This is a genomic window from Kitasatospora sp. NPDC032150 (assembly GCF_055579945.1).
This window is the reverse complement of sequence record NZ_JBVIMH010000100.1, coordinates 1-1,784: the sequence shown is the minus strand read 5'-3', so window position 1 is coordinate 1,784 and position 1,784 is coordinate 1. Positions and strand designations below refer to the sequence as shown.

Annotated in this window: 2 protein-coding genes and 1 tRNA gene; all 3 read left to right on the top strand. The window is 64.9% G+C overall.

What is annotated here, in order from left to right:
• Positions 1-210 precede the first annotated feature (210 nt).
• The 3 genes from ACZ5ON_RS35955 (at position 211) to ACZ5ON_RS35945 (ending at position 1,696) form a co-directional block, all read left to right on the top strand.
• A tRNA-OTHER gene (locus tag ACZ5ON_RS35955) sits at positions 211-281 on the top strand.
• 237 nt (positions 282-518) lie between these two features.
• Positions 519-944 (top strand): phage terminase small subunit, encoded by a 426-nt coding sequence (locus ACZ5ON_RS35950; protein WP_465601818.1) that lies wholly within the window; start codon positions 519-521, stop codon positions 942-944.
• Between the two features lie 14 nt (positions 945-958).
• Positions 959-1,696, top strand: coding sequence for a hypothetical protein (locus tag ACZ5ON_RS35945; RefSeq protein ID WP_465601815.1), 738 nt, complete (start codon positions 959-961; stop codon positions 1,694-1,696).
• Positions 1,697-1,784 lie beyond the last annotated feature (88 nt).

Below are 1,784 nucleotides of genomic sequence, written 5' to 3'. Positions count from 1 at the left end.
CTCCGCAAGACGATCACGCCAGCCACCAGCGCGAGTACCTCACCACCAGCTCACGCCAGGCCCATGACCTGCGAATTCAGGATGGAAACGACCCAGTGGAAGAGCAGCGGTCTCCAAAACCGCAAGCGGGGGTTCGATTCCTCCCGCCCGTGCCATGCGGGTAGCTCCCGCAGGCCCTGAAACTCCCCCTGGCCCGGGGACGGAAGGGCGGTGCTGGTCGTCTAGCGGCCCAAGACCCCTCCAGGCCGGAGGTAACGCCGGTTCGAATCCGGTCCAGCACACACCGTTCGTTTCAGCCCGTCCTCACCCCGAGGTCGGGCTTCTTCCATTCCTACGGAGGTAGCCATGTCCGCCGGCTGCAACGGTCGCTGCGAGGACTGCTCGTACTCCTGGTGCACTCCAGCGCCGGCTGTGCGGTTCTCGAAGGCGTCTACCCGGCGGAACTGGCGCCAGGACGCGCAGAGCGAGCTTGACGACCTTGGGGACCTCTATGACTTCGACATGAGCAAGGTGCGGTTGTGACTCGAGGACCGAAGCCGAAGGAGAACGCGGTTCGCCGCAACAAGCACGAGCACGCCCAGGAGCTTTCAGCAGAGACCCAGCCAGGCCGGGAAATGCCCCGGGGCCTCGGGATCACAACCGCAGGCGCCAAGCGGTTCTGGAGGACCTGGAGCACAGCCCCGCAGACATCCGCGTGGACGGAGACGGACTGGGCCGAGCTGGAGATCACGACCAAGCTCGTGGACGCGCTCTACCAGGGCGACCTACGGCACGCAGGCGAGATCCGACAGCGAACCGCCAAGTGGGGCGGGACCGTTGAGGATCGCGCTCGCCTACGTATGTCCATCAAGGACGAGGACCAGGACCAGGCCGCCGACCCGGCGCCGGCCGAGATGACTCCCACAGACCTCGATGAGGAGCTGTACCGACTGCTGAACTCCTAATGAGGTGACCGCCCTTGCAGACAGGCAACCTGCCCGCAGGGGTGCCGGCTCCGAACGAAACTCTCGGCTACCAGGTCATCCGCTGGTGTCAGAGATACATCGTGCAGCCGGACGGCGAACATGCCGGTGAGGCTTGGCAGTTCACCCCGGAACAGCTCCGCTTCGTGCTGTGGTTCTATGCCATCAACCCGGCTGGGACCTGGCGCTACAGCGCTGGCACTCTTCGCCGGGCGAAGGGCTGGGGGAAGACTCCTCTCCTTGCGGCCCTGGCCATCGTGGAGTTCATCGGCCCGTGCCGGTTCTCGCACTGGGACGCCTTCGGCCTTCCGGTAGCAAAGCGCGTTCCGCTGCCGACGGTTCAGGTCGGTGCGACAGCACTCGACCAGACCGATCAGACGATGGAGATGATCCGAGGAATGCTCTCGGAGTCTCCTGCCGAGAGCGAATTCGGCCTGGACATCGGCAAAGCCGTCATCCAGTTCAAGAGCGGGAAGCCAGGCACCATCCGGCCCAAGGCGACTGCCGGCCGCACCAACGAGGGCAACAGGCCCACCTTCGCCTTGATGGATGAGGTCCATCACTGGGTCGGCTCAAACGGTGGCCCGGACTTCTACCAGGTCATCAAGCGCAACATCGAGAAGACCACCTCCGCGGGCTCTCGGTGGGTCACCACGACCAACGCCTACAACCCCAACGAGGACTCCGTTGCCCAGCAGATCCACGAGTCCGAGATGGTCCGGCAGGGCCATTGAGAAGTTTTCATCCTGAAGTTGCAGGTCACGGGGCTGGCGTGGGGCGGGGCTGGGGTGCTCGTGCCGGTCGGGGGCGTGATCGTTAGCA